Annotated in this window: 18 protein-coding genes and 3 pseudogenes; 16 read left to right on the top strand and 5 right to left on the bottom strand. The window is 69.7% G+C overall.

What is annotated here, in order from left to right:
• Nucleotides 1-1316: 1316 nt before the first annotated feature.
• From ACBJ32_RS02960 to ACBJ32_RS02915, 10 genes and pseudogenes are all read left to right on the top strand, one after another.
• A complete protein-coding gene (locus ACBJ32_RS02960; RefSeq protein WP_375125286.1) occupies nucleotides 1317-3716 on the top strand; it encodes a S8 family serine peptidase in 2400 nt (799 codons plus the stop codon).
• Nucleotides 3717-3782: 66 nt separating this feature from the next.
• The gene (locus ACBJ32_RS02955) at nucleotides 3783-4625 is read left to right on the top strand and encodes a helix-turn-helix domain-containing protein (protein ID WP_375125285.1); all 843 of its coding nucleotides are present in this window, start codon (nucleotides 3783-3785) and stop codon (nucleotides 4623-4625) included.
• A 1090-nt stretch (nucleotides 4626-5715) separates the two neighbouring features.
• The gene (locus ACBJ32_RS02950; RefSeq protein WP_375125284.1) at nucleotides 5716-7941 is read left to right on the top strand and encodes a glycosyl hydrolase family 18 protein; all 2226 of its coding nucleotides are present in this window, start codon (nucleotides 5716-5718) and stop codon (nucleotides 7939-7941) included.
• Nucleotides 7942-8340: 399 nt separating this feature from the next.
• On the top strand, nucleotides 8341-9183 hold the full coding sequence (locus ACBJ32_RS02945) for a CocE/NonD family hydrolase (RefSeq protein ID WP_375125283.1): 843 nt from the start codon (nucleotides 8341-8343) through the stop codon (nucleotides 9181-9183).
• A gap of 419 nt (nucleotides 9184-9602) precedes the next feature.
• On the top strand, nucleotides 9603-10130 hold the full coding sequence (locus ACBJ32_RS02940; protein ID WP_375125282.1) for an IS3 family transposase: 528 nt from the start codon (nucleotides 9603-9605) through the stop codon (nucleotides 10128-10130).
• Nucleotides 10103-10189 (top strand): annotated as a pseudogene (locus ACBJ32_RS02935) (hypothetical protein); the annotation flags it as partial. The gene ACBJ32_RS02940 and the pseudogene ACBJ32_RS02935, both read left to right, overlap by 28 nt.
• A gap of 4 nt (nucleotides 10190-10193) precedes the next feature.
• Nucleotides 10194-10526, top strand: a complete 333-nt coding sequence (locus ACBJ32_RS02930; protein ID WP_375125960.1) for an integrase core domain-containing protein — start codon at nucleotides 10194-10196, stop codon at nucleotides 10524-10526.
• Nucleotides 10527-10575: 49 nt separating this feature from the next.
• A complete protein-coding gene (locus ACBJ32_RS02925) occupies nucleotides 10576-10776 on the top strand; it encodes a hypothetical protein (protein ID WP_375125983.1) in 201 nt (66 codons plus the stop codon).
• Entirely contained in the window at nucleotides 10773-10907 is a 135-nt protein-coding gene (locus ACBJ32_RS02920; RefSeq protein WP_375125281.1) for a hypothetical protein, read from the top strand. The genes ACBJ32_RS02925 and ACBJ32_RS02920 overlap by 4 nt, the downstream gene beginning before the upstream one ends.
• Before the next feature lie 217 nt (nucleotides 10908-11124).
• On the top strand, nucleotides 11125-12450 hold the full coding sequence (locus ACBJ32_RS02915) for an MFS transporter (protein ID WP_375125280.1): 1326 nt from the start codon (nucleotides 11125-11127) through the stop codon (nucleotides 12448-12450).
• A gap of 243 nt (nucleotides 12451-12693) precedes the next feature.
• On the opposite strand, the gene ACBJ32_RS02910 is transcribed toward ACBJ32_RS02915, so the two are convergent.
• The gene (locus ACBJ32_RS02910; RefSeq protein WP_375125279.1) at nucleotides 12694-13491 is read right to left on the bottom strand and encodes an IS5 family transposase; all 798 of its coding nucleotides are present in this window, start codon (nucleotides 13489-13491) and stop codon (nucleotides 12694-12696) included.
• A 478-nt stretch (nucleotides 13492-13969) separates the two neighbouring features.
• Here ACBJ32_RS02910 and ACBJ32_RS02905 point away from each other — a divergent pair, with 478 nt between their 5' ends.
• The gene (locus ACBJ32_RS02905; protein WP_375125278.1) at nucleotides 13970-14422 is read left to right on the top strand and encodes a hypothetical protein; all 453 of its coding nucleotides are present in this window, start codon (nucleotides 13970-13972) and stop codon (nucleotides 14420-14422) included.
• A 231-nt stretch (nucleotides 14423-14653) separates the two neighbouring features.
• Here the strand turns inward: ACBJ32_RS02905 and ACBJ32_RS02900 are convergent, their stop codons facing one another.
• A complete protein-coding gene (locus ACBJ32_RS02900; protein WP_375125277.1) occupies nucleotides 14654-15196 on the bottom strand; it encodes a hypothetical protein in 543 nt (180 codons plus the stop codon).
• 149 nt (nucleotides 15197-15345) lie between these two features.
• Entirely contained in the window at nucleotides 15346-15609 is a 264-nt protein-coding gene (locus ACBJ32_RS02895) for a hypothetical protein (RefSeq protein ID WP_375125982.1), read from the bottom strand.
• A gap of 98 nt (nucleotides 15610-15707) precedes the next feature.
• On the opposite strand from ACBJ32_RS02895, the gene ACBJ32_RS02890 reads away from it, so the two are divergent.
• From ACBJ32_RS02890 to ACBJ32_RS02870, 5 genes and pseudogenes are all read left to right on the top strand, one after another.
• Nucleotides 15708-15995, top strand: a complete 288-nt coding sequence (locus tag ACBJ32_RS02890; RefSeq protein WP_375125959.1) for an alpha/beta hydrolase fold domain-containing protein — start codon at nucleotides 15708-15710, stop codon at nucleotides 15993-15995.
• Nucleotides 15908-16234, top strand: a pseudogene (locus tag ACBJ32_RS02885) (alpha/beta hydrolase fold domain-containing protein); the annotation flags it as partial. The gene ACBJ32_RS02890 and the pseudogene ACBJ32_RS02885, both read left to right, overlap by 88 nt.
• A gap of 46 nt (nucleotides 16235-16280) precedes the next feature.
• Nucleotides 16281-16457: a hypothetical protein gene (locus tag ACBJ32_RS02880; RefSeq protein WP_375125981.1), complete on the top strand. Its 177-nt coding sequence runs from the start codon at nucleotides 16281-16283 to the stop codon at nucleotides 16455-16457.
• Nucleotides 16405-16587, top strand: a pseudogene (locus ACBJ32_RS02875) (twin-arginine translocation signal domain-containing protein); the annotation flags it as partial. The gene ACBJ32_RS02880 and the pseudogene ACBJ32_RS02875, both read left to right, overlap by 53 nt.
• A gap of 90 nt (nucleotides 16588-16677) precedes the next feature.
• On the top strand, nucleotides 16678-18129 hold the full coding sequence (locus ACBJ32_RS02870) for a BBE domain-containing protein (RefSeq protein ID WP_375125958.1): 1452 nt from the start codon (nucleotides 16678-16680) through the stop codon (nucleotides 18127-18129).
• Here ACBJ32_RS02870 and ACBJ32_RS02865 read toward each other — a convergent pair whose 3' ends face one another.
• Both ACBJ32_RS02865 and ACBJ32_RS02860 read right to left on the bottom strand, forming a co-directional pair.
• Nucleotides 18130-18798: a response regulator transcription factor gene (locus tag ACBJ32_RS02865; protein ID WP_375125276.1), complete on the bottom strand. Its 669-nt coding sequence runs from the start codon at nucleotides 18796-18798 to the stop codon at nucleotides 18130-18132.
• Nucleotides 18738-20681, bottom strand: a complete 1944-nt coding sequence (locus tag ACBJ32_RS02860; RefSeq protein ID WP_375125275.1) for a sensor domain-containing protein — start codon at nucleotides 20679-20681, stop codon at nucleotides 18738-18740. Before ACBJ32_RS02860 ends, ACBJ32_RS02865 begins: the two co-directional genes overlap by 61 nt.
• Nucleotides 20682-20896: the final 215 nt, after the last annotated feature.

Here is a 20896-nt window from a genome sequence, read left to right as displayed (position 1 = left end):
GTCGCCCCGTCGACTGCCCGGCGTACGGGATACCCAAGCCGTTATGTCCGCTTCTGGACTGCCTGCGGAAGTTGAGCGTTTGTGCCGTTCCCGATGGACCTCAAACCGGGCGGCCAGACGGAGGGAGGCCCTGCTTAGAGCCTGTACGGGGTTGAGATCATAAGGATCACCTGCGGTACGGTCGCGATCCTGGCAGGCCATCGAGCATGGCGCGTGGAGACCTCAACGATGAGGAATGGTCCTTGATTGAGCCTCACTTGCCATTGGGCGAGCGAAGCGCGGTCTCGGATCTATGGCGGCAGTCCAAGCCGGTGATGTGACGTCGTACCGGCAGCCCATAGCGGGACCTGCCGGTCGAGTACGGGCCATAGTCCACATCGTCATGACTCAAATCCATCGCACCGTATCAGCGACGGATCAATCCGACGTGGCCCGGAGCCTGAACCCGGGGATCAGACAGGCTCAACGCCCACCTACCACGGCCGGTTGACGTCGGGCGTGCGTACCGCGGTTGGTGGACGCGAATGTCCCACTTAGCGGTTGACGACTGGCAAGCGACTGACAGATAGCTTCATCTGTGCCGGGGGTCGGCCCCCCGTGGGCGCCAGTCCGTGAAGGAGCTCGTCGGTGTACGTACCATCCGGCTCCACCAGGGGCCAAGCCGCCTGAACAAGTCCCCGCGCATCCGCGTCAGCGCAGGCCTCCGGTCGGGCGCGACGTCCGACTTATCGCGACTTCGATCAACAGGGAGAGTGACCATGCACATCACCTGCGCGATCAAGGCGCCATCAACCGGCCTGGCCTGTGCGACGACGAACACGCTGGGTCTCGTCTCCTTCTCGGCGCCCGTGAGCGTGACTCCAGCAGCAGTAGTTGCCGAGAAAGGGAGAGGGCCATGGTGGTCATCTTTCAATACGCGACCCGGCCCACTCGGTTGCAGAACGTTAAAAGCAGCAAATGGAACTGCACCGCCGCCGACGGCTACGTTCGCGTTCACCATGCGAACTGGATGCCCAAATCCCAGGGGTCCACGAGGACGATGTGGATCATCACTTCTGAGCTGGCGAGAGAGGCTCTGTACTCGCGGACCAGGCGCGGCGACCAGGACGACGAGCAGTAGGCCGGCGGGTGTCGGCGGATGCGGTGTTCGGTGATGAGACAAGACCTTCCGTCACAAGACAGGCGCGCAGGACCTCTTCTGCTCGCCAAAGCAATCCAATATTTGTCGAAACCATCATCAATTGACGGCTCTACTTGCAGCATAAATCGGCTCCAATACCGTTCATTGGACCTGAACGCCCACAAAGGAGTGCTTCATGAGGCGATTAGCCATTGTCACGGCGGCATTCCCCCGCATGGTCGTCCTGGTGGCCGTTCTGCTCTCCTCGATCACCGTCACGGCGGGCGGCGGGTCGGCTGCGGCGGCGGGGCCGTGGGTGGAGCCTGGGCTGGCGGCGAAGCTGGATGCCGGTGCCAAGGTTCGGGTCAATGTCGTGACCAGGCAGCGCGCTGACCTGGCCGCCGCGGCCGGGGCCGGGCAGGTGTTGCAGACGTTGTCGCGCTCCCCCGTCGTCACCCTGCGGACCGATCGGGCGGGTCTTCAGCGGCTCACCGGCCAACCGGGAGTGGTGAGCGTGTCCGAGGATCGGCCGGTGCCGCCGGTCCTCGGACAGAGCGTCCCGTTGATCGGCGGCGACCGTACCAGGGCGGCGGGGCTGACCGGCGAGGGCGGCGTCGTGGCCGTGCTGGACACCGGCGTCGCCGCCGGCCACCCGTTCCTCGGCGGACGCGTCGTGGCCGAGGCGTGCTTCTCGCCCGCCGATCCCGACTACTCCGCCACCAGCCTGTGCCCGAACGGCGACGACACGCAGGAGGGACCCGCCTCGGCCGACCCCGGGAGCGGAGCGTGCACCGACGACCTGCTGGACTGCTCCCACGGCACCCACGTGGCCGGGATCATCGCCGGGGACGGTGAAGGGCTCGACGGTGACGACGGGAGCGGGGTCGCCCCTGGAGCCGGCATCGTGGCCATCCAGATCTTCAGCAGATTCGACTCCGACGACCACTGCGGCTCCGGTGCCGCGCCGTGCGTACTCAGCTTCGCCAGCGCCCAGGTCGCCGCGCTGGAGAAGGTCCTGGAGCTGAAGGAGACGCTGCCCATCGTGGCGGCCAACCTGAGCCTGGGCGACGGCATGCACACCAGCCCGTGCGACAACGATTCGCGCAAGCCCGCCATCGACGCTCTCCTGGCGGCCGGGGTCGCCACCGTCATCGCCGCGGGCAACAACGCCTACCCCGCCGCGGTCGCGGCTCCCGCCTGCATCTCCTCGGCGATCACCGTGGGCAGCACCACCGGCTCCGACACCCTGTCCTCCTTCAGCAACCGCGGCCCCCTCCTGGACCTCCTCGCTCCGGGAAGCGACATCATCTCCTCCATGCCCGGCGACGGCTGGGCGTCGATGAGCGGAACCTCCATGGCCGCCCCGCACGTCAGCGGCGCACTCGCCGTCCTGCACCAGTCCTATCCCGCGCTCGGGCCGGCGGCCCTCGAGAGCAAACTCGAAGAGACCGGGCGCAGCATCACCTACACCGGTGCCGTCACGCCCCGCGTCCAGCTCGACACCGCGGCCTTGGACGCCATCCCTCGCCCGGGGCCCGACCAGTACTTCCACTCGCGCGGCAGGCTCCTGGACAACGTCCAGATCAATGCGAACTCCGCCCTGACCGTACAGGTCGCGGGCGTGGCCGGGCTGCCCGCGCAGGGCGTGCGGGCCATCGCGCTCAACGTCAGCGCCAAGGGGGACTTCCTCAACACGGGCGCGATCGCCGTACACGCCTCTGACGAACTGGAACCGGAAGCTACGGCCGTCTCCTACGACACCACGCGCTCCGCCGCAACGATGATCATCACGAAGGCCGGCGCGGACGGGAAGGTCAAAGTCGTCAATCGCGGTACGGGCCCCGTCAGGGTGACGCTCGACGCGCACGGCCACACCCTCAGCCAGGCGGCGGCCGTCGTCGGGGGCACCTACATCCCGATCACACCCGCCCGGGTCGCCGACCGCACCGTCATCCCCGCGATGGGCAACCACCAGCTGTCCATCGCCGACATGCGCGGCCTGCCCGCGACCGGCGTCGCCCAGGTCGCCCTCACGGTCATCCTGAAGAGCCCGTCAACCGGCACGCTACGCATGTACGCCGCCGGAGACGTCTACCCCGCCGACGCCAACGCCGACTACCCGGCGGGCATCGCCACCCAGTTCTCCACGATCGTCAAGCCCGGCCTCGACGGGAAGATCAACGTGCACAACCTCGGCTTCGACAACGTCGAGATCTCCGTGGACGTCACCGGCTACTTCTCCACCGCGCAGCGAGGCTCGGTCATCAAGACCATCCGTCCCACGCCTCAGGCCAGGGCCCTGACGATCCCGGCGGGCGGCACCAAGACGCTGCGTCTCACCGGCCTGCCGGCCTCCGGCGTCACCGCGGTCGCCCTGACCGTGGCGGCCAGAGGCACGGCGGCCGGGATCGTCTCGGTGCTGCCTCAGAGCGGGCCCACGACCGCGCGCGTGGTCTCCTATCCGGCGGCGGGCAAGGACGCCATCGGTTCCACCGCCGCCACCATGCGCTCCGACGGGTCGGTGGTGCTGAAGAACGAAGGCACCGGGCAGGTGAGCGTCGACGTTGACGCCTACGCCTACTTCATGAGGGCCTGACCGGCGGACGAGTTGTCCGCGAAAAGCCTGATAAATCACCACATCACGAGAAGGGGAGGTGGGCGAATGAGCCCGGCGGCGGTGTACGGGGTGCATGCGCGCAAACTCGCGGCCGAACTACGTCTGCTCAAGGCCGCTTCCGGCTTGGGACTGGTCCAGATGGCAGCACGTACGCACTGCAGCAAGTCCTCGCTGGAGCGATACTTCAACGGCAAACTGCTACCGTCTCGCCAGACCGTCGAAGCCATCGGCAAAGCCTGCAGCGGCGACACCGCACGACTGGTCGCCTTGTGGGAACTGGCTGTGGCCAACCCGCCGGCATGGCAGCCTCCGGCCCAGCTTCCTCACGACCTGGCGGGCTTCACCGGCCGTTCTCCTGAACTCGCCCGCCTGACGGCCCTGGTGCCGAACGCCGGCGACGCCCTCGTGATCGCGGCGATCGACGGGGCCGCCGGCGTCGGGAAGAGCACGCTCGCGGTGCACTTCGCCCACCGCGTAGCCGACCGGTTCCCGGACGGCCAGCTGCACATCGACCTGCGCGGCCACGACACGAAGCACATGCCGCTGCCGCCCGCCGAGGCGCTGACGCGCTTCCTGCGAGCCCTTGCCCCAGACCTCCGGCATGTGCCCGCCGGAGTGGGCGAGCGGGCGGCCCTGTTCCGCAGCCTGACCGGCGACCGCCGCATGCTCATCCTGCTGGACAACGCCGCCACCACTGACCAAGTACGCGCACTGCTCCCCGGCAACGCCGGCTGTCTGGTCCTGGCCATCAGCCGCCATCGCCTGAACGGCCTGGACGGCCTGGTCGCCGGCGACAGCGCTCACCGCATCACCCTGAGCCCTCTCACACCCGCCGGGTCCGCCGAGGCCGGACGGATCGCCGCCCACCCCCTACCGTCCCCAGCGTGACACCACTGTCCAGGACCGATGCTTCATCGCCCTGCCGGGCGCACACAGAGGGCGGCCGGGGGCCGCATTCGCCGCGGCCTGACGGATCATCAACAGAAGCTGCCGAGGGAGCGCAGGTAGGGATTCGTGTCCACCACGCCCAGCCGGACGGGACCGCTTCAGTTGATGTCGGAAGCCACTACGCGGGGCCAGGAGGTCCGGGCGTGGTGGTCCAGCAAGCGGGTGAGCACCTGCACGAACTGGTCGCGTTCGGCCGGATTCAGCTGCCAAGCGACCCGAGAACGTCGGCGGCCTGCGACACGTGATGTCAGTGGCGGCGACACGAGAGCGTCAGTGCGTCGCGACATGAAAACGCCAGTAAGTCGGGTTCCCGTCGGCGTGCTCAGCAGCGGCTAACGGGTGTGACTTACTGGCGTTCTGATGTCGTCGGTGGTGGTCCAGCTCGGTGCCGTACCGGGATCAGGGGCGCACGAAGGTCAGCGGCGACCACGGGCCTGGAGCACGGTGAGCGCGGCGTGTGCGTGCCTGCTCGACGGCCTCGGGCCTCGGGCCTCGGGGTAGGTCTGCGTGTGCCGAGTGGATAACCATCGATAACGATGGATCTGGCCCTGGAGTTCGCCGATACGGCTCCGCTGTTGGACGATTCGGCGAGCTGCGCTTCACCCTGGCGCGCCGGCCCGAGCGCGAGCAGATCGCGATCCCGGTAGACGAGCAGCTCGTGGTGGAGCTCTACTCCCGCTAGGTCACGCCTGCGAAGCGCCTCTTGCCTGTGGAGACATCACGGGCAAGAGGCGATTTCGTGTCTGCGGGGGCATCGGGCGACCGGAGATCCCCGCTCCTGATCTGATCAGCCTGGTGAGCAAGGATTGGATGTCAAACGGACTCCATTGTGAATACCTGCCCGCTGAACAATGGCGCACGTCTTTGACGTTCGGTCTTCTCGAGAGAAGGGCAGGACACAATCTTGCTGGACCATTCCGCAAAGGCCGGGAAAGCCTGGTTAGGCTCTCTTCCCGGTGTCTTCAGAGGCCGGCGCCGCCGTCACTCACGACGGAGGGCGCCCCTGATCGCGACCGCGGTCACCACTGCGGTGGCGACGCTCGGCGTTCTCGTCCCGGCCTTGCCCGCGCTGGCCGCCGACCCCGAGCCGCCACGCGCGCTCCCGCAGAGCGCCACCGTCGGGGATCTGAAGTGGCAGCCGGCCCTCGACTACGACACCAACGGCTGTTACAACGTCCCGGCCATCGGACCCGACGGGAAGATCGCCGAGGGGCTGGACAACCACAACACCACAAGCTCCCATCTCTGCCGTGACCAAGCCGACCTGGACAACACCAACGCCTACTCCCGTCAACGGTGCAACTCCGGCTGGTGCGTCTATCTCTACGACTACTACTTCGAGAAGGACGTCGCAGTAGAGCATGTGGCCGACGCCGGCGGCCATCGCCACGACTGGGAACACATCGCGGTCTGGGTCCAGAACGACCAGGCCAAATACGTGGCCGCATCGGCCCACGGCGAATATCAGATCAAACCGGCCGACGAGGTCCGGTGGGACGGCACCCACCCCAAGATCGTGTATCACAAGGACGGCGGAAGCACTCACGCCTTCCGCTTCGCCACAGCGAACGACGAACCGCCCGAGAACCACTACGGCGATTGGCGCCGCTCTACGCTCGTCTCCTACAACGGCTTCCCGAGCGGGATTCGGGACAAGCTGTTCGCCCACAACTTCGGCGGGGCCACGATTGCGATCAAGGACTCCGAGTTCGCGGGCAATCTCGACAAGGCCATCCCCAAAGACACCACCACCATCTGTGTTCCCGCGCCTCCCGCTGGTAGTTTCTGTTACGAAGAACGCACTCCCCGGTTTCCGTTCGACTTCGGGCGAGACGAGGGTTCTCCTGGCGAGCCGGTCGAGACCATGGCCCCGACCGTGCCCGGCAACCTGCGCTCGACCAGCGTCACCGCCGGCAGCGTCGCGCTGGCCTGGGACGCCTCCACCGACAACGTCGGAGTGACCGGCTACGAGGTCTACCGGGGCACCACGCTCGTCGCCACGGTGACCGGCACTACCTACACCGACACCGGCCGGAGCGCGAACACCGCCTATACCTACACGGTCCGCGCCCGCGACGCCGCCGGCAACCGCTCCGCCGCCAGCAACACCGTCACGGTCACCACGGGCGCCGCCGGGGGCAACAGGGTACTCGGCTACTTCGCGGAGTGGGGCATCTACGGCCGCAATTACCAGATCAAGAACATCGACACCAGCGGCTCGGCGTCCAAGCTGACGCACATCAACTACGCCTTCGGCAACGTGACGAACGGCCAGTGCACGGTCGGGGACAGCTGGGCCGCCTACGAGCGTCCCTTCACGGCGGGCGAGAGCGTGGACGGCGTCGCCGACAGCACGGCCGCGGGAGCACTGCACGGCAACTTCAACCAGTTGCGCAAGCTGAAGAAGAAGTACCCGAACCTGAAGGTGCTCTGGTCCTTTGGCGGCTGGACCTGGTCCGGCGGCTTCGGCCAGGCCGCCCGGAACCCGGCCGCGTTCGCCGACTCCTGCTACAAGCTGGTGGAGGACCCGCGCTGGGCGGACGTGTTCGACGGCATCGACATCGACTGGGAATACCCGAACGCCTGCGGCTACGACACCTGCGACACCAGCGGCCCTGCCGCGTTCAAGAACGTCATGTCGGCCATGCGCTCCCGCTTCGGCTCCGGCAACCTCGTCACCGCCGCGATCACCGCCGACGGCACCAGCGGCGGCAAGATCGACGCGGCCGACTACGCGGGTGCCGCCCAGTACGTGGACTGGTACAACGTCATGACCTACGACTACTTCGGCGCCTGGGAGGCGCAGGGCCCGACGGCCCCGAACGCGCCGCTCGACTCCTACGCCGGCATTCCGATCCCCGGTTTTCACGGCGACAACGCCATCCAGAAGCTCAAGAGCAAGGGCGTGCCGGCGGGTAAGATGCTGCTCGGCATCCCCTTCTACGGCCGCGGCTGGACCGGCGTGAGCAAGGCCGAGCCGGGCGGCACGGCCACGGGCGCGGCTCCCGGCACGTACGAGCCGGGGGTTGAGGACTACAAGGTGCTCAAGGCCCGCTGCCCCGTCACCGGCACGATCGCGGGCACCGCCTACGGCCACTGCGGCACCCAGTGGTGGGGCTACGACACGCCGGCCACGATCGCCGGCAAGATGAGGTACTCCAAGGACCAGGGTCTCGCCGGCGCGTTCCTCTGGGAACTCAGCGGCGACACCGCTGACGGCGAGCTCATCACGGCCGTGAAAAAGGGCCTGGGCTGATCTCGGAGGGCCTGCTCCCGGGCTGAGGGGGCAGGCCTTCTCTGGGACCAGCCACTCAAATTTCTTGAGCGTTCGCCACACCCTTGCAGTGGGTTGGTCACCTCATGGCAGCACTCAGAGAAGGACAAATCCTCCCGACGCGCTCGACCTCTCCCGCGCCGCAGCGGACTCCTCCCAGATCAGAGCGCTCAAAGGGGGCCGCAGACCGGCCAGCGCCGAGCAGCTCGCCCTGGTCGCCGCGCAGCCCCGCTGCGCCCAGTGCGGACACACTCTCCCGCACCGCGGCGTGCCGACGCCCGCCACTGCAACCAAGCCTGTAAGGCCAAAGCCGCCCTGGCCCGGCGCGCTTCCCGCGCGGCGGCGTAGCTGACCAGCGGCAACTGCCTGCCATGAGCGGCCATGCCCAGTGAGCCTGTCGCATCCGACTCGCAAGGCGCGAGCGCCACCCACGTACGCGGGGCGATCGCCGCCCTCGAACAGCTGATCCTTGGCCTCGCCCCGGACGACCCCGGCCTGCCCGGCCTAGCCGTCCGGCTCCACAACGTGATGGGCGTCATGCTGCGGATCGGGCACGCCACCGGCCTGAGCTCTTCGGACGCTCGTGCGGACCTCCCAGATGAGCACACACCGGCCGTCCCGCACTACTGCACCAAGACTTCATGTACCCGGGCGGCGCGTTCGCGCTGGGCAACGCGCTGGGCTGGGTGCAGCTCGTGGACACCATGTTCAGTGGCAACTTCTCCGTGCCCCGGGCAGCTGCTGGCCACCTTCACGGCCGGCCGCAAGCTGCGCCGCGCCACCCTCACCCTTCCGCTGGAGCAGGCCGATCGGGCGCTCACCGGGCACCGGGTGAGCTGGTTTCAGGAGTGGATCAGCAACGGCCGCGACCAGGCGTACTGGGCGCGGACGGACCACCGCGCCAACACCGAGCGGATGCCGTCCCGGGTGCACCTGCAGGGCGGCTGGTACGACTTCCTCCTGCCCAGCATGCTGGCCGATCACGCGCGCCTGCTGGCCGCCGGGCGCGGGGTGCGGCTGCTGGTCGGGCCGTGGGGGCACGGCCGTGGCCTGTACACCCGCGAGGGCATGCAGGACGCGCTGGCTGCCCTGGACGCGGCCATGAACGGCGATGCCGCTCCCACCCGGGGGCGGTTGAGCGCCGTGCCGTGTGAGCTGGTGCCCTCCACGCCGGCGCGCCGCAGGTGGCCGTGTCCGCGCGCCCACTCCAGCAGCGCGGCATAGCCATCGGCGGTGGCCGGAACCGCCTGGGTGCCCATCAGCACGCCCATGACAGTGATCACTGCTGCGACGTGCAGGTCGTTGTGAGTGTCCACGCCGAGCACGATTTGCTCTGGCGCATGAGCGTTGGCGGTGTGGTTGTCGGCGGGGCGAGTCACGGGTCTCCTCAGTGGCTGGGCAGGTGATGGTGTCACCGGCCGGGCGAGGGAGTCAGGACTGTGATGATGCACATGGCGAGGCCCCTATGGGGACACATCCGCGCCTGGTCCGGCGGCACCGCCCGGACCAGGGCGACAGGTCATCACCAAGGCACAAGTGGCCAGTCTCAAGCTGGGTCAGACCCTGGCTTTCGGGCGGTACCTCTCCAGTCTCACAGTGCTCAAGCGTTCCGTGGTCTTGTGGGTCAAAGAGGCGATGGGCCGATGAGCGTGGCGGCCTTCATCAGCTCCCAGAAGACCGAGCACGGCATCGACCACACCGTCTCCTGCCGGGCGCTGGGCGTCTCGCAGTCCTGGTACTACAAGTGGAAGAACCGCATCGGCGAGGACGCGCCGACCGCTCGCCAGCGCCGGCGGGCCGGCCTGGACGCGGAGATCATCCGTTCGTTCGAGGCGTCCGGCGGCACCTACGGCTCGCCGCGCATCACCCGTGACCTGCACGAGGCGGGCTGGCGGGTGTCGGAGAACACGGTCGCGGCACGGATGACCGAGCTCGACCTGGTCGCCCGTGTGCGGCGCAAACCGCGCTCGCTGACCCGCCAAGGCAAGCGGCCGGCTGCCCCGGACCTGGTGCGGCGCACGTTCAACGCGGTCGCTGCGGACGTGCTGTGGTGTGGTGATGTGACGCAGATCGACACCGACGAGGGCAAGCTGTATCTGGCCACGGTGGAGGACCTGTTTCCCGCCGACTGCTCGGCTACGCCATGTCCGAGCACCATGATGCCGCGCTGACCTGCGCCTCGCTGCAGATGGCGGCGGCCACCCGGGGCGGCGACGTGGAAGGGGTGATCTTTCATTCGGACGGCGGCTCGGAATACACAGCCACCCGCTACCAGGAGCTGTGCCGGGCGCCTGGGCGTAGTCCAGTCGATGGGCCGCGTGGGCTGCGCGCTCGACAACGCAGCCGCCGAGGCGTTCAACAGCACGCTCAAGGTCGAGTACGTGCACCGCCACCGGTTCCGCACCCGGGCCGAGGCCCGCCTGAAGATCGCCACCTGGATCGCCGACTTCTACAACACCACCCGGCGGCACAGCGCCAACGACGGCCTGCCGCCCATCACATTCGAACGTCACATGATCGAGAAGAGACAAGCCTCATCGGCCCTGCTGGGGACCACTGTGGCATAGAACCGTCTCCACGCTTTCAGGGGATTGACAGTTCTCCTGCGCGCCGGTCGTGCCGGGCACCGCCGGCATGCAGGGCATGTACGGGGCGGGCTTCACCGGCCCGCAGGTGTGGACCTACCGATGGACGTACGAGCCCGACGGGTGGGCGCAGATGCTGACCGGGGCAGGCTTTCGCAACGTGAGCGCGCGGGTGGAGCCCGCCCCGAACCCACAGAACGTGGGGACGCTGATCGTGGAGGCCCAGGCGTGACAGCTGACGGTGATGGGACCGGCCCGGCGATGCCGTACTCCCGCGTCAAGATCCGCACCGGCGCCCTCACGGGAGCCTGGGTGTACCCGGGCGGGGGCGGCTACGACTCCAACGCCGAACGCGTCGACTAGAGCTGTTTCGGGCGGCCAGACACCGTCGCACGAAGCGCCCGCGCCTCGGAGGTCCCACGCTGAGACAGCCCCGCAGGGGCGTCCGGACGCCATCGTTACTGGGTGCGGCTCCTTTTGAGGGAGTGGCTGAGCAGGGAGCGCGGCGCCACCACCTCGCCGGTCGCACGCTCCGTTAAATGCCGCCGCCACTTGCGGCTGTGGCGATACCGTGCGTTCGGTGGGTGATCGCGAGACGGGGGTGTCGCCGCACATCACTGCGGCTAAGAAAAGGCGGCCGGGCGGCCTGCTCCGCATCCGGAACTTCGCCCTGCTGTGGGCTGGGGAGTCGGTCAGCGGGTTAGGCTCGGCGATCACCACGGTGGCCGTCCCGTTCTTGGCGATAACCGTCCTGCATGCCAGCACCGGCACGGTGGCACTGCTGACCGCTGCCAGCTGGCTGCCCTGGTTCCTGATCGGCCTCCCGGCCGGTACCTGGGTTGACCGCTGGCCGCGCCGCCGCATCCTCGTGTCTGCCAACCTGGTGTCCGCCGCGGTCCTGACCGCTATCCCGGTCGCCGCCTGGACTGGTGTGCTGACCGTGCCCATGCTGCTGGCCGCGGTGCTGATCGCCGGCACATCCAGCATGTTCTTTACCCTGGCATTCAACGCCTACTTGCCGCACCTACTGGCTCCGGATGACCGGATGGAGGGCAACGCCAAGCTCCAGGCCAGCGCCTCGGCCGCCGAGCTCGCCGGCCCGGGCCTCGGCGGTCTGCTCACCGAGGTGGCCGGAGCGGTCGGCGGCCTCCTCATCGACGCGGTCACCTTCATCGTCTCGGCCGTCTGCCTGCTCAGATTGCGGACCACGCCCGAGCCGAGGTCGGCGGCGGGCGGGCGGCCCGGCATGCTCCGGCAGCTCAGCGAGGGCCTGGGCTACTTCAAGTACGGCGAGTTCATGCTGCCCATGCTCATCGTGGCGGCGATGATCAACCTCGGGATGCTCGGCGTGTTCTCGCTGCGCATCGTCTTCCTGGTGCGCGCCGAAGGTATCGCGCCAGGAACTGTGGGCGGCCTGATCAGCCTCGCCAGCCTGGGCGGCCTGCTGGGCGCCGTGCTCGCGTCCCGGGCCGTCGCCCGCTTCGGCAGCGCGCGCACCTACGTGGGGGTCAATGTCGTGACCGCGCCGTTTATGCTGCTGCTGCCAGCCAGCGGCCCTGGCTGGCAGCTGGCGCTGTTCACGGTGGGATCGTTCGTGGTCATGCTCGGCGCCACGATATCGGGCACCATCACCGCTACCTTCCGCGTGAACTACATACCGGCGCACCTCCTGGGCCGGGTCACGGCGGTCTCCCGGTTCGTCATCTCCGGCACCGTGCCGCTCGGCGCAGCCACCGCCTCCGTCCTGGCGACAGCCTTCGGGATCGGCGCCGCGATGTGGGTGTTGGCCACCTTCTTCGCCGTCACCCCGCTGCTCCTGCTCGCCACCTCAATGCGTAGCATGCGTGACTTCCCGGCCCTCCCCAGCTGGCCTCCCGTATCCAGCAATGATGAACAACTTCGCTGAAGCATCAGAAAGTTGCGCCTGACCTGCGAGAATTCGAGTTCCGCGTCCGTCTCCAGCGCAGAAACAGGTGCACCCTCCTTTCGAACTCGAGACTTTCTCCGGCCGACACGACTACGAGCTCATCGCCTGATCAGCTCGGTCCCTCAGAAAGAGCCGCACCCAACAGAGGTGGCTGCCTCGAGCGATTGGAGAGCCCTGGCCCCGCTAGCAAGGCTGGCTAAGTGCCCGTGTACAAACTGATCGTCAGATTGATTGGGGCGATGTGGATCGTGCGAGTCGTCGTCCCATGAGGATGATCATTGCCCAGAGGACCATGGCTTCGTGGTGTTCGGATAAGCGCTCGTAGTCTCGTACGCACCGCCTGTGCTGAGAGAGCCACGACAGTGTGCGCTCCACCACCCATCTGCGCGGAAGGACCACGAAGCCGCTGACGTCGTCGCTGCGCTTGACGATCTGCAGGGTGAGCCGGAGGTGCTTTCGGGCCCAGGTCACGAGCTTGCCGGCGTAGGCGCTGTCGGCCCAGATCAGCGTGATGCGCTCGTACCAGTCGCGCAGATGCACCAGGGCGGGCTTGGCACCGTCGCGGTCCTGGACGCTGGCGGCGGTGACGATGACGACCAGTAGCAGGCCCAGGGTGTCCACGATGATGTGCCGCTTAGTGCCCTGCACCTTCTTGGCCGCGTCATATCCACGCGAGCCGGCGGCGACGGTCTCGGCGGCCCGCAGCGACTGCGAGTCGATAATCCCCGCGCTGGGCTCCGGCTCGCGCCCGTCGGTTATCCGGACCTGTTCGCGCAGGTCATTGTGGAGAGCATAGAGATCACCGTCCTGCCACCAGCGGGTGAAGATCGAGTGGACGGTGCGCCAGGGCGCCAGGAAGTCGGCGGGCAGATTGCGCCACTTGATCCCGTTGTCGACCACGTAGCGGATGACGTCCATGATCAGGCGGCGGCAGTACTTCTCGGGCCGTCCGCCGTTGCCGTGCAACCAGGGCGGCCAGGGCATCAACGGCCCGATTGCCTGCCATTCCGCGTCGGTCATGTCGGTGGTGTAGCGGGGTGCCCGGATCGGGTGGTCGGCTCCGCGGCCGTACCGGCAAGCGGCGCATGAGCAGGCAGATTCTTCGGTACGGAAGACAGCGATGGCATCGGTGGCGTACAACGGCGGCAGGCCTTCCGGTCGGTGATGGGGCTTCGATAACCACCGTTGCTACCGGAAGGTCGCTTTATGTCGCAGGACCTTCGCTCTATGTCACCATTTCGGCCGGTATGGGCCCTACCTGGCAAGCGGAGGGATCAGTTTGTACACGGGCACTAAGCGCCGGCCCGCCATCTGGCTCGCACCGCCGGCCGCGAGCGGCGTACCTGGATCGGCATGCTCGACGTCACCGAACTCGGCCGCAACCCGGGCCCGGTGTCGCCGGAACTTACACGCTCCGAGTGGTCTGATTGGACATACCTCCGCCATACCGCGTCTCCGTATGGTCTCACCTCGACGGGAAATCAACGGAGGGAACCATATGAAGATCATGCGTACCGCGGTCGTCGTCGGGGCCATGGGGGCCGTGGCCATGATGGGCGCGCCCGCGCATGCGTCGGCGTCGGTGACCGCGTCCGCCTCGGAGTCCGCGCCGGCGGCGTCGGTGACCACGTCGGCAGCCAAGGCCCTCGTCGCGACCTGTTCGAAGGGGTCCTACAGGCTGAAGGTGACCGTCACCTACATCGACACGACGTATGGGCACCGCTTCAGCCGTGTCCACTGGACGGCCTCCGGAGGCCCCACCACGGTCAAGGTCAGCCTCGTTCAGGATCGGGGCGGCCTTCCGGACGCCGAGTTCCTGTCGACCGTGATCACGGGCAACTCCGGCAGCAGGGCGATCTCGGCGACCCGGCCGATGGCGCATCGGGTCTTCGTGAAGCTGGCCGGCAGGAACGGTGTCACGAGCTGCGTCGGGCAGAGCGGCGTCATCTGATCCGGACCGCTCGGCGCCCGCCGTCGCGAGAGACGGCGGGCGCCGGAGGTCAGGGCGAGGGGTGGGGAGTTCGAGGTCGGCCACGATGGGGAAGTGGTCGGAGGCCTCGGTGCCGATGACGGCCACCGAGGTCGTTTGATGTCGCGAGAGGTCATGACGTAGTCGATACGCTGGTACGGCCTGCTCACGCTGTAGGTGAGGCCGTCGCCAGCACCGGCCACGTCCCAGGCGTCAAGCAGCCCCCGCCAGCCCAGAGGTCTGACAGCGTCCTCGGCCGCCGCCCTGCAAATGCCCCTCGCTCGTGGCCTGTCCGGCAAGGGCGTACCCCAACGCCACACCCCCAGCCTGCTCGAACGCCGTCCAGATAGGGTCCGCACTCGAGATTCTTGACGCCTGTCTGCTGGACTCTGAGAGCTCAGACTGACGGTCCGAGCTGATCAAGACGGCCACGATCACGGCCGGATAGCTCGTAGTTCTCGGCCATCTAGCGCCGGAACTTACAGGCAAGGGGCGGCCGATGGGCAGCCAGGCGTGGCTGGGCAGACCGCCGCGTAGCGCGTCGGCGTTGTCGGCGAGGTTGATGCCGCCGCCGGTGATGACGGCGTCCACTCCGCGCAGCGCCTGCTGTTCGCGCCGGTAGCCGTCGGTGAGGGCGATGCCGAGGTAGGCCAGGCCGGCACCGTCGGGCAGCGTGGAGTCGATGACGCGATCGCTCGCGGCGCTGATGCACCAGGCGTGGTCGAAGGCGAACGGCACGCCGTCGGCCAGCACCATGCCTTCGACTGTCTTCGCGCCGCCCGGCGCCGCCGCGGCGGCGGCCGCGTTCGAGGCCGAGGTCCGGGCGATCGCCCGGCCGTGGTGGCGGATCGTGCCGTCGCTGTCCGCGCGCTGAGCAGCGGAGCCAGTGGCCGCATCCCCGGCGGTCACAACAGGAGCAGTCCCCATCCCTCGAGCGCAGCCTGGGCTGCGTGCTGCTGCGCCGCTCCACCCAGCACGTCGCCCTCACGCCCGCCGGGCGTACCCTGCTCGACCGGGTGCCGGCCGTGCTCGACGACCTCGACGACGCGGTCAGGGCCACCCGCTCGACCGGCGGGGAGCTGGCCGAACGCATCCGGCGGCTCGGCGACCAGTTCGCCGGCCTGACCTACGCCGACGTGAAAGCGCTGCGCGCCGCCGCCGAACGGCACTACGCGCTGATGCCGCTCATGCCGGAGATGGCCGTCACCCCGGTCAACGCCGGCGGCGTGCCGGGGCTGGTGGCGAGCCCGGCCGAACCCGGTCCGGCCTGTGCCTGCTGCTGCACGGCGGGACCTACACCAGCGGATCGGCGTTCGGGTTCCGGTCTCTGGCCGGGGCGCTGGCCGACGCCGTCCGAGGGCGGGTCCTCACCCCCGACTACCGGCTGGCGCCCGAGCACCGGTTCCCGGCGGCTCTCGACGACGTCCACGCCGCCTACACCTGGCTGCTCGACCAGCGCGCCGCGCCGTGCCACGTCGTGCCACGTCGTGCCACGTCGTGCTGGCCGGCGACACCTCCGGCGCCGGGCTCGCGCTCTCCCTGCTCCTGCGGCTGAAGGAACGCGGCGAGCCGCTGCCGGCCGGGTCGGTGTTGTTCACGCCGTACGTCGACCTCAGCGCCGCGGCCCCGGCGGTTCCGGCGCCCAGCGCCACCCGTCAGGGGGCGGCCTGGGGCATCGCCCGCCACCTCGGCGGGCACCCGCCCGACGATCCCCTTCTCGATCCGCTCCACGCCGACCTGCACGGGCTGCCGCCCATGCTCGTCCAGGCGGCGGCGGGCGACGAAGGCCTCCCCGACGCGGAACGGCTGACCCCCGCACGCGCGCTCCCAGGACGTCGACGTGCGGCAGGAGATCTACCCGGTGGCGGCCCAGAGCTTCCAGCTGTACTGGTCGTTCCTTCCGGAAGCCGCCGACGCCATGACGCAGATCGGCGACTTCGTCCGGGTCGTCACCGCCTGCGCGGATGGGAGTCAGGTCCCAGGCCGGACGGGTGCCAGGGCGGTTCTCCGTCCATGATCACGCTCCTAGCGTTGCCATCGCACGGATTTCAGCTGCGAGCAGGAGGTGGTCGATCGTGAGCCAGGTGACCCGCCGCGGATTCATGGGCGGGGCGGCGGCAGCGGGCGGGACGGCGGTGCTGGGCCTCGGCACGTCGTCAAACACAAAACCGTCAGAAGCCAAGGAATTGGGGCCGGTCCGGATAGGTCCGGGTGATCCGCGTTACGCCGATCTCGCCGTGCGCCGGACGAACCTGCGGTTCAACCCCAGGCCGGAGTACTTCCACGTCGTCGGCTCGGCCGAGCAGGTGGAGCGGGCCGTGGAGGAGGCGGTCAAGGCCGGCAAGCGGGTCACCGTGCGCAGCGGCGGCCACTGCTACGAGAACTTCGTCGGCGACGGCGCGCAGGTCGTGATCGACATGTGCGAGATGTCGGAGGTGTACTTCGACGACAAGCGAGGCGCGTTCGCGATCGAGGCGGGCGCGACGCTGATGCAGGTGTACCGGACGCTCTACCTTGGCTGGGGCGTGACGATCCCCGGAGGCCAGTGCGGCAGCGTGGCGGCCGGCGGCCACATCATGGGCGGCGGCTACGGCCAGCACTCGCGCGGGCTGGGCTCGGTGGTCGACTACCTGCACGCCGTCGAGGTCGTGGTGGTGGACCGCTCGGGACGGGCCCGGACAGTGGTCGCCACGAGGGACCCGTCCGACCCCAACCACGACCTGTGGTGGGCGCACACGGGCGGCGGAGGCGGCAACTTCGGCGTCGTGACGCGCTACTGGATGCGCGACCCGAAGGCCAAGGGCAAGGACCCCCGCACGCTGCTGCCCAAGCCGCCACCGGCGCTGCTGGTCTGCGCCCCGGCCTGGTCGTGGGGCGACATGACCAGGGAGTCCTTCACGGCCCTGCTGCGCAACCACGGCGAGTGGCACGAGCGCAACAGCGCCCCCGGCACGCCGTACGCGGGCCTCTGGAGCGCGCTGATCGTGCAGAGCCGCACCCCGGGGGCGGACCCCGGCGGCATGATCCTGCCGACCATGATGGACGCCTCCGTCCCGGACGCCGGCCGCCTGCTCACCGAGTACTTCGCGGCGCTGACGCGGGGAGTCACGGCGAAGGCGGTCATCCCCGAGGCGCAACGCCTGCCCTGGTACCACGCGATCAGCACGGAAGCGCTCAGCAGCGGCCAGGAGTCGGGCAGGTTCAAGGCCAAGTCCGCCCAGCTGCGCCGGCGGTTCACCGACCGGCAGATCGGACTCGCCTACGACCGCCTCAGCGTGCCCGGCCCGGCCGGTTCGAGCGGGGTGCTGCTGCTGGCGTCGTACGGCGGGCAGGTCAACACCGTGGCCCCCGGCGCGACCGCCGTGGCCGAGCGCGACTCGATACTCAAGGCCCTCTTCCTGGGCGGATGGACGGAAGGGGACGGCGCCGAGAGCATCGCCTGGGTACGCCGCCTCTACCGGGAGATGTACGCCGACACGGGCGGCGTACCGGTCCCGAACGGCGCCAACGGCGGCGCCTACATCAACTATCCCGACATCGATCTGGCCGACCCGGCGTGGAACACCTCCGGCGTGCCCTGGTCCACGCTCTACTACGGCGGCAACTACCCGCGGTTGCAGCGGGTGAAGGCCCGCTGGGACCCGCGCGGCGTGTTCCGGCACGCCCTGTCCGTCAGGCCGGACCGCTGATCAGGGCCCTGCGGGGTCCGGCCGTGCGTGGTTGAGGAAGGCCAGCACGGCCAGAACCCGGCGGTTGCTGTCGCCGCTGTCCTCCAGGCCGAGCTTGGCGAAGATGGCGGCGATGTGCTTGCTGACCGTGCCCTCGCTGATGTACAGCTGACCAGCGATGGCGGCGTTCGAGCGGCCCTGCGCCATGAGCTGGAGCACCTCGCGCTCGCGCGGGCTCAGCGACGCGGCCGGGTGCAGGGGGGAGGTGCCGCCGAGCAGCTTGGAGATCACCTCCGGGTCCATGGCGGTGCCGCCGGAGGCGACCCGGCGCAGCGCGTCGACGAAGTGGCTCGCGTCGAACACCCGGTCCTTGAGCAGGTAACCGAGCCCTCCGGCGCCGTCGGCCAGCAGCTCGCGGGCGTAGATCTGCTCGACGTACTGCGACAGGACCAGCACGGGGAAGCCGGGGCGGCGGGTGCGGGCCTCGATGGCGGCCCGCACCCCCTCGTCGGTGTAGCCGGGCGGCAGGCGCACGTCCACGATCGCGGCGTCCGGGCGGTGCCTGGCCAGGGCGTCGAGCAGTTCCGCGCCGGTGTCAACCGCGGCCACGATCTCGATGCCGTGGGCTCTCAGGAGGTGGGTGAGTCCTTCCCGGAGGAGGTAGACGTCCTCGGCGAGGACAACGCGCATGGAATCTCCAAGGTGACTACGGTCGGTCCGCCCGGCGGGCTGGACAGGGTCAGAACTCCGTCGAATCCGTCGAGGCGGCGCCGGATGCCGTGCAGGCCGCCTCCGTGCCCGGCCTCGGCGCCGCCCCGCCCGTCGTCCGCCACGGTGACCGTCAGCAGGCCGTCCGCGTGGCGCAGCTCCACCAGGACTCCGGACGCGGCGGCGTGCTTGGCCGCGTTGGTCAGCAGCTCGGACACGGCGAAGTAGACCGCGGCCTCGATCGGCGCGGCCACCCGGCCCGGCAGCCGCACCCGGACCTCGGCCTCCAGCGGGGCGTCCATCGCCAGGGTGCGCACGGCGTCGGCGAGCCCGCGGTCGGCGAGCACCGGCGGATGGATGCCGCGGACGAGCTCCCGCAGCTCGCCGAGTGCGGCCACCGACATGTCCTTGGCGCCGGCGATCATCGCCTTGGCCGCCTCCGGGTCCTGGTCGATGAGCCCTTCCGCGGCGCCCAGCGTCATCCCGACGGCCACCCAGCGGGCCTGCGCGCCGTCGTGCAGGTCGCGTTCGATCCGGCGCAGCTCGGCGGCCTGGGCGTCGCGGATCTGGGCGCGGCTGCTGGTCAGCGCGTCGACCCGGCTCGCCAGCAGCGCCGCCCTGGCCGGGCCGAGCAGCGAGCGGCTCAGCAGGGCGTGCCGGCGCAGCGCCGCCGGTGCGAGCGCCATGCCGACGGCGGCGACAGCCAGGCCGGCCACCGGAGCGGGGACGCCCGACAACACCGGCCCGGCGGCGTGCAGCACGTCGCCGGGCGACCACGTCACGCCGGTGAGCAGGCCCAGCGCCGAGGTCCACACCCACAGCCAGCACAACCAGCCCAGCCCGCCGACGATCAGCGCGGTCGGCACGGCGAAGAGCACGGCGGCGACGGGCACCTCCAGGAACAACCACGCCAGATCCCGCCACGAAGCCTGATCGCGGATCATCCACCCGAACCGCCGCGCCCGCACGGCGGCTCCCCGCGTCCGGTAGACCGTGCCGACCGGCCCCCATCCCAGCCGGTACGACCCGTCAGGATCGGGGTCGGGCAGCGGCGGCTCGGGCAGGTACGGCTCGGCGATCCGCACGCCCGTCCACTCGCCGATCCGGGCCCGCCGCCAGGACACGAACCGGCGCGAGCCCAGCACCGTCTCGGGCCACAGCCGCACCGGCATCAGCCCGATCGTCACCGTCTGAGCCACGGCGAACACCGTCGCCACCATGGCCAGCACGACGCTCGCGCACACCCGCGCCCCGGCGGCGGCCCGCGCCCCGACGGCCCGCGCGACGCGGCCGGGCGCTTGGTGTGGCAGTGGCGCGAGCAGCACCCGGGTCCAGCGGGCGTGCAGGCGCAACAGCGAAGGCCCGAGCGCCGCGCCGAGCAGCACCGCCGCCGCCCCGGCCGGACGGTGGCACCACAAGGCCGCGAGCCCGCCGCCGGCCACCGCCGGAGCGAGCCCCGCCAGCACGCCGCCGACCAGCGGGTTGAGCGCCATCCACGCCAGGTCGCGCGCAGTCGCCGGATCGCGGGCGACCCACCGCAGCCGCGCCAGGTAGGCGGGCAGGAACGCCGAGCGGAACAGGGCGTCGCCGTCGCGGTACCAGCCGTCGGGATCCCGCACGGGCGGCGGCGGGACCGGGCGGTACGGCGCGGCGATCTCCACGCCGCCCCACCGGGCGGCCAGCCGCCGCGCCAGTGCCGGGAGGCGGCGGCCCTGCTCGACGAAGAACGCCGGGGACGGCAGCCCCGCGTGCGCGCCCACGAAGGTCATGACCAGGAGGGGCGGTCCCAGCAGCGCCAGCCCGGCCAGCGCCAGGCAGCGCAGGGGCGCGCTCGCGTACCCGGCGAATGTGCCGTCTCGCCCCACCCTGCCTCGCCCCACCCTGCCTCGCCCTACCCTGCCTCGCCCCACCCTGCCCCTCCACGAGCCGCGTCCGACCCCTTGATTCTGCGTCGCCGATACTGCGTCGCTGAATCTGGCGGGTCCGCACGATGAAAGCACGCCTGAGGGGAGTGGCGGCATGGGTGCCAGCACCCATATGCCCCGGTTCAGCCGAGGCGGGTCTCGTAGCGGTGTGCGGT

It is taken from the genome of Nonomuraea sp. GTA35, from assembly GCF_041950525.1.
Taxonomy (GTDB): Bacteria; Actinomycetota; Actinomycetes; order Streptosporangiales; family Streptosporangiaceae; genus Nonomuraea.
This window is presented reverse-complemented; position numbering and strand designations above follow the sequence as displayed.